This is a genomic window from Acinetobacter sp. A3 (genome assembly GCF_012371415.1).
Taxonomy (GTDB): domain Bacteria; phylum Pseudomonadota; class Gammaproteobacteria; order Pseudomonadales; family Moraxellaceae; genus Acinetobacter.
The window spans coordinates 1-5918 of sequence record NZ_JAAZQW010000069.1 but is presented as its reverse complement, the minus strand read 5'-3'; the positions used below and the strand labels follow the sequence as shown (position 1 = coordinate 5918).

The window sequence follows — 5918 nt, the reverse complement described above, 5'->3', positions numbered from 1 at the left end:
CGTTTTTTAGCAACAGGAGGTGTTGCTGAATATATATCCATGTTCATGGATTAAGTCCCCACTTGTTTTTAGGTGGGGACTAAATTAAGGCTTATAGGATCGCTTGGTAAGGCTGTGTTAGCCGGATGCTTACTTTCTTTTACCTTAATAACGGATTTGTTTAACGGCAGCATACTTTTTGAAACACCACCAAACTATTTATATTCCACCAGCATATAAATTTCCCTATCGGAAAATCTGATAGGAATTGATTATTTTGATACAAAACGTGAAAACTGGGAGTGATTATATGGACATATATAATATTTCCGGATAAATATAAACCACTCCACAAGAAGAAAGGCAGAATTTAATCTCAGTCTGAAGTAATAGTACTATCAAAGACCAAATGTTAAGACGCATACTTAAGAAAGCAAATTTCAATAATGCATGAGGATGTAATTAGTTTGACGGGACTAAAAAAGTGTAGCAACTTGCTACACTTTTTCGCTTTTTTGAATCAGCTGTTTTAAGAAATCTTCTAATTGTAAAAGACTGGCTTCGTCAATTTTCGAGATATTCAGAGAAACTTTAAGCTGTTTTTGATTCAGTTTGATATTCCCCGCAATCTTACCAGCATATTCAATTTTTCTGACCACGGATGTTGTGGTCAGTTTTTCTGGATTCTGACTCAATAGTTTTTCAGCATAAGTAGTAACTTTGCTTTGCTCGAGTTTTTTGTCTTTTAATTTTTCCCAAGCTCCGAGTAAGGCCATTTCGGCTTCAGAGAGTTGTTCAAGATGATCCGATAGAAATTTTTTGAATGCAGTTGCAGCAGTACGGCCTAGCAAGCCCGGTTCCACATCAAGGTCATTTAAAATTGCTTGCGGCAGTTTTTCGTATGCTAAATACTTGTACATATCTTCGCGATTTAAACCCAGTGAATTGGCTAAACGTTGCTTGTTTTTCTTTAATTTCTCATCAAGTGAGTTCAAGCCAATAAAAATCTCATAATCTGTCAGATCCTGACGCTTTAAATTCTCTGCCAGGGTTAACAAAGATGCTTCTACATTATTTGCATCAATTATAATGGCTTCAATCACAGACTTTCCGAGTAATTGATGTGCCCGTAAGCGTCGCTCGCCTGCAATCAGTTCATATTTCAGATTATCCAGTTTACGTACTGTAATGGGCTGCAAAAGGCCGATTTCATTAATAGAATCCGCCAGTTCTTTTAACTGTGACTCTTCAAATATTTTACGCGGCTGGTTTGGACTTCGGCTGATATCCTCAATAGGGACATTACGTCTAAACTCTTTCGGCTCTTTAATATTGTCTTTCTGTGCTTGCTGATGTTTTTCTGTATTCTGTTTCAGTTTCTGAGCTAAAAGCTCTTTGGTGCTTGCCATAATGCTCTCAGGTTTTAATTTTCACTACAATTTCATTGGCAAGGCTTTCAAAAGCCTTACGTACTTTTGAATTTTTTTCTACTTTCAAAAGTGGTTGTTGCAGAATCGCTGCTTGATTGACTTTAGTACTTTGAGGAATTGTGGTTTCTAAAATTTTACCTACCTGTTTCAAGGCTTCATCCCGAATCAGCTTACAGACATTCTGACGTTCATCATGCTTAATTAGTAAAGCGCCTAAAAGCTCTAAATCTGGATTAATACGTTTGATTTTTTCAAGATGATTTAAAAGATCTGTTACCCCATACAATCCATATTGTGATCCTGATTCGATAGGGATAACGACATGTGTTGAAGATGCCAAGGCATTGCTGGTTAATAATTTAAGGCTAGGTGGACAGTCGATCAATATAAAATCATAAAGATCTTTTAATAGTTTTAACTTGATATTTAACTCTTCAGAAGGACGGGGAGCTTCTTCTTTTAGTTGATCTTCAGTTTTTCCTAAATTTAAGGAACCATAAATTAATGATACTTTTTCAAAGTTCGTTTCTTCTTGTAATGCATCTGCCAACAACGAAATATCGCCCACTAGTAATTCTGCTGTAGTGACAGCAATTTCGCTTGGATGTTGGATCCCAATGTGTAAACTTGCGTTTGCTTGAGGATCTAAATCAATGACTAAAACTTTGTAGCCCAGATTGGCAAGTTCTGAGGCTAGGTGTACAACAGTCGTTGTTTTGCCACATCCGCCTTTATGGTTAGCAACAGTAATAATTTTTGCAGACATGCGTGTCAGATGCTTCCTTATTTCAATGTTTAGTAATATAAATAACTTTCATTCATCTTACTATAGTTTTTAAATTTATAAATCCTATTTATTCAGCTGTAAAACAACTTAAAAAATAAATTTTTAACTAAGCTAGCTTAATTAAAAATTAGAATAATTAGTTATTTAGCTAATTAATAATTAGGATCATATTTTTATTATATAAAACAAATGCTTGTAACTTTAAAAGTGGAAGGTTTGTCACTATAAAGTGGAAGGTTTGTCACTATAAAGTGGAAGGTCTGTCACCGTAAAGTGGAAGGTCTGTCACTATAAAGTGGAAGGTTTGTCACTATAAAGTGGAAGGTCTGTCACTAGGGTGGAAGGTTTGTCACTACTATTTTTAGAACTGCTATTTTTATTTAAAAATAATATAAAAAACAAATATTTAAGCTGTTAATAAAGTCTCATAACTAAGCTTTAAAGGTGGAAAGATTGTCACTGTATCTTCTTAACCTGTGGATAATCTGTTTTTATTGGATATTTCCTGATGATTATATGTGCAGTTATACCTTTTAAATCTAACAAAAAGGTGGAAGCCTTGTCACATCAGGGTTTTTATCTGACTTAACCTAACTAGACCTGAATGAAAAAAGTAAAAATAGACCTTCTGAACTGTAATTTCGAGACTAAAGGTGGAAGGTCTGTCATCATGAGGTGGAAAGATTATAATTAATTCCACTTTAAGTGCAGGAAATCGGCTAAAATGCTTCTTTTTGATGACAAACTTTCCACTTTTAGAATATTGTGGTGAAAGTCTTGAAAGTTTTTCCACTTTTGTATATAAAAACTAAGTTAAATTATAAATATCACGGTTATGACAGAATCTGAACCATTGCAAGAAGAATCGAATTATATTCCTTACTGTATAGGCAACATTCGCCATAATGGCGTTGTCAGTACCAGTAACCGTTTAATTCGCCCAATCGAATTATCAGCCAATGAATATAAGGCACTTTTATATGCAATGGCGGTTGCGAATTATAGTGAGAAAAATAGGGTAGATGGTGAAATTACCGAACAAACTTATATTTATTTGTATAAGGATGATTTGGCAGATTTACTAGGATTAAATAAACGTAATTCAATTAATGTTGCAATAGATCGGATTTATAAAGAGCTTTCATCCCGGGTAGCTCATTTTATTATTGAGGAGCCAGCTGATAATGGTAAGAGAAAGACTAAAAAAGTACATTCTGTCGTTCCCATTATCCGTGAGTTAAGATGGGAAGATGATTCTAAAAATGCGATTCAGATTCGTTTTACCAGTGAGGTGTTGCCGTATTTCACTCAACTGGCTGGGGGTAATTTTACTACCTATCAGCTAAAACATCTTTTTGCCCTAGATTCTGTTGCCAGTATGAGTCTTTATACTTATTTCATTAAAAACGAATTTAAGTACGTCAATCAAAAGAGTTATGAAGTGCCATTACTTTTAGAAAACTTGAAAGCACTGATTGATATTAATGAAACCAAATATGATCGCTGGGTAGATTTTAGACGCTATGTATTAGACAAAATAGTGGCAGAAATTAACGAAAATACAGATCTACAGTTAGAGTATGAAACCGTTAAGAAAGGCCGTCCAATTGTAGGTGTGAATTTTAAACTGCATCATCGGATTGCTGATAAGGCACTGGATGAATTTGCAGTGATTGAAAAAATCTATCTTGATGTTCCATTTGAAGACAATGCATCCGTAAAAGAATTAGGGGCTAAATTCGATATGAATGTACGTTCTTGGTATATTTTTAATAATGATGAAAATTATCAGCAGTTCAAGAAGTGGTTTAAAAAAGTAGGATGCCTCACTGACTCTCAAGCAAATATTGTCATTAATGACACTTTATTCCAAATGGATTTTGCTGAAATTGGTATGGGGTTGAATGACTTTAAACGAAATATGAAGCATAAACTTAAAAGTAATCCGGAATTCGTCCATAGTATTCGTGAAAGACTGAATGATATTTTTGGTAAAGAGTTGATCTAGCGAAAAGTGTAGCAACTTGCTACACTTTTTAGATATATGTTCGTAAAGAATACAAGTGGTAAGGACCTTAGGATAAAAACGACTCTGTTGCATAAAGTGTGAAAATGAACCGTACCGGGTTTGTCGGAGAGTCAATATTCTGAGAGACTACCCCGATGACCAAATTAAAATATACCCCTGAAATCAGAGAAAAAGCGGTTCAATTACTAATTGAATCTGAAAAAGATTATCCTTCTACTTGGGCTGCAATCACAGCAATTGCGCCTAAGATTGGTTGTACTCCTGAAACACTTCGTGCCTGGCATCAAAAGCATTTAGATCAGCAAAATCCTATTAAAGTACAACAGATATCTGATCAAGAAAAAATGAAGCAAATGGAACGTGAAATTAAAGAATTAAAGCGTGCCAATGAAATTCTACGTAAAGCAGCCGCTTTTTTCGCCCAGGCGGAGCTCGACCGCCCACACAAATAATGGTGGATTTCATCCATAACAATAAAGATCGATATGGTGTTGATGCGATTTGTAGGATTTTACCGATCGCAGCTTCAACCTATTACCGAACTTTAGATCTCGCGGACAATCCAGAACATCGAGCGAAACGAGATCTACATGATGAGCATCATGCTGAACAAATTAAACGAATTTGGAAAGAAAGTTCAGGTCGATATGGTGTGCGTAAGGTCTGGCAACAATTGAAACGTGAAGGCTATATTATTGCACGTTGTACAGTTGCTCGATTGATGCAGAAGCTAGGTATACAAGGTGTTTGGCGTGGTAAGAATAAACAAACCACCCGTAGCCGAGATGATCAAAAAAGAGCAGATGATTTAGTGAAACGTAATTTTAATGCTGATCATCCTGACCAACTGTGGGTGAGTGACTTTACGTATATTCAAACTCATTCAGGCTGGGTCTATACCGCCTTTATTATTGATGTGTTCTCACGAGCAATTGTTGGATGGAAAGTATCGACACGGATGAATACAGATATGGTGCTCGATGCATTAGAGCAAGCCTTGCACGATCGAGGCATGCCAAAGAATGTGATTCATCATTCCGATAGAGGTGTTCAATATCTTTCTATTCGCTATACCAATCGTTTAGAAGCTGCAAATTTACGAGCATCAGTCGGTACAACTGGTGATTCATACGATAATGCTCTGGCTGAAACGGTGAATGGCTTATACAAAACAGAGGTGATTGAATATTTAAAAGCAGATTGGCAAGGTTTAGCAGATGTACAACTTGCGACACTAAACTGGGTAGATTGGTTCAATAAAAAGCGTGTACACAGTGCACTGGGTTATGTATCGCCTTTTGAGTTTGAAGCAATGTACTATGATAAGATTAACCCGTTAGGTCAGGTGGCCTAACTTAAATAAAAAAGTCTCCGACAAACCCGGTACGGTTCACTTTGTATCTTTCCATGGTTTCGCATTTTTTCTAGGTGGAATCACCGCATGTGCTTGCCGATCTGCAATGACCTGACGGCATTGCTTGGTGTCATAAGCTCCATCGGTATAAACAGAGTCAATCTGCTCATCTTGAGGAATCTGATCGAGTAAATCACCAAGTACTTGTGAATCACTCACATTATTTGTAGTGAGTTGAATAGCGCGTATTTGAAGGGTTTTGATCTATACCAATATGAAGTTTACGCCATTGGCGACGATATTCAGGTCCATGTTTCTTGCGTTTCCATTCGCCCTCAC

4 protein-coding genes, 1 pseudogene and 1 other annotated feature are annotated in these 5918 nt (G+C 36.2%); of the genes and pseudogenes, 2 read left to right on the top strand and 3 right to left on the bottom strand.

The genetic code is table 11. The features are described 5' to 3' along the window. Positions 1-476: 476 nt before the first annotated feature. The gene (locus HHA42_RS12985) at positions 477-1388 is read right to left on the bottom strand and encodes a ParB/RepB/Spo0J family partition protein (RefSeq protein ID WP_150378262.1); all 912 of its coding nucleotides are present in this window, start codon (positions 1386-1388) and stop codon (positions 477-479) included. 7 nt (positions 1389-1395) lie between these two features. Further along, entirely contained in the window at positions 1396-2175 is a 780-nt protein-coding gene (locus HHA42_RS12980; RefSeq protein WP_150378261.1) for a ParA family protein, read from the bottom strand. A gap of 856 nt (positions 2176-3031) precedes the next feature. On the opposite strand from HHA42_RS12980, the gene HHA42_RS12975 reads away from it, so the two are divergent. After that, on the top strand, positions 3032-4204 hold the full coding sequence (locus tag HHA42_RS12975) for a replication initiation protein (RefSeq protein ID WP_150378260.1): 1173 nt from the start codon (positions 3032-3034) through the stop codon (positions 4202-4204). Between the two features lie 155 nt (positions 4205-4359). Beyond that, positions 4360-5579, top strand: a protein-coding gene (locus tag HHA42_RS12970) for an IS3 family transposase (protein ID WP_168526798.1) whose coding sequence is annotated in 2 segments (ribosomal slippage) — positions 4360-4636 and positions 4636-5579 — 1221 coding nt in all. Because the reading frame shifts where the segments join, the coding sequence is not laid out codon by codon here. Next, positions 4635-4751 (top strand) — a sequence feature (AL1L pseudoknot). (Overlaps the previous gene by 117 nt.) Here the strand turns inward: HHA42_RS12970 and HHA42_RS12965 are convergent. Beyond that, positions 5565-5918, bottom strand: a pseudogene (locus HHA42_RS12965) (IS5 family transposase); the annotation flags it as partial. The gene HHA42_RS12970 and the pseudogene HHA42_RS12965 sit on opposite strands and share 15 nt — an antisense overlap.

Coding starts and splice junctions, on each gene's coding strand:
- HHA42_RS12980 (WP_150378261.1), bottom strand. CDS start 2,175: ATGTCTGCAAAAATTATTACTGTTGCTAACCATAAAGGCGGATGTGGC.
- HHA42_RS12985 (WP_150378262.1), bottom strand. CDS start 1,388: ATGGCAAGCACCAAAGAGCTTTTAGCTCAGAAACTGAAACAGAATACA.
- HHA42_RS12975 (WP_150378260.1), top strand. CDS start 3,032: ATGACAGAATCTGAACCATTGCAAGAAGAATCGAATTATATTCCTTAC.